This is a genomic window from Bartonella sp. AP65SXKL (assembly GCF_042195725.1).
In the GTDB taxonomy this organism is placed as follows: Bacteria; Pseudomonadota; Alphaproteobacteria; order Rhizobiales; family Rhizobiaceae; genus Bartonella.
Genome location: NZ_JBHIOW010000097.1, coordinates 1 through 695, shown reverse-complemented (window position 1 = coordinate 695; position 695 = coordinate 1). Strand labels below are relative to the sequence as shown.

Genomic DNA, 695 nt, shown 5'->3' with positions numbered 1-695 from the left:
ATCTCATTTCTAATATTTGTGAAAGAATTACCAACTCCAGCCAAAGCATCCGCCACATTGCCATAGTCTATCTCTTCAGAGTTACCATCATCCTTAACTGTCTTAACCTTAAAACTTGGAGCTTTCCATTTGCCCTCTTTATCATAACCTGCACCTCCACCAAAATAGGTTGCAAGTTGTTCGTTCAGCGAATAAAGCTGTCCACCCGTGACAGCATCCGTTGAATCTTTAGAAACATCACCATCTAAAAGAAACGTAATTTTGCTGTTATCTTGAGTGGCTACAGCTCTGCCTTTTTCTTCTTTGCTCTTTTCATGACGTGCTACAAAGGCGTTGGCTTCATCATTCCATAACAAAGCATCACCTTTAACTTGCTGAGTAATATTCGTTATGTTTTTAGTAAGTTCGCTAAACTTATTTGTTACATTATCATTGACATTCTTGATATTGCTATCAAGCTGGCTTTTGTTAACAGCGTCATTATTGTTCTTTGCTTCCCCAACGCCAGAAAGTGTCCGGTCTTCTTTCTTACTGTTGGCAATGTTGATTTCACTACCTTCTACTGCATCTCCAATAGTGAGACGACTCGTTGTCTTATCTTGCTGAACAAAGCTCTCGCTTTCCACTTTGGTAATCACATTATTAACCTGTTCAGTCAATTTATTCTGAACATTCGTGATAGAACTTCCAACACC

General features: G+C 39.0%; 1 pseudogene. It reads right to left on the bottom strand.

The features are described 5' to 3' along the window. A pseudogene (locus ACFIMP_RS09855) lies at positions 1-695 on the bottom strand (Vomp family autotransporter); the annotation flags it as partial.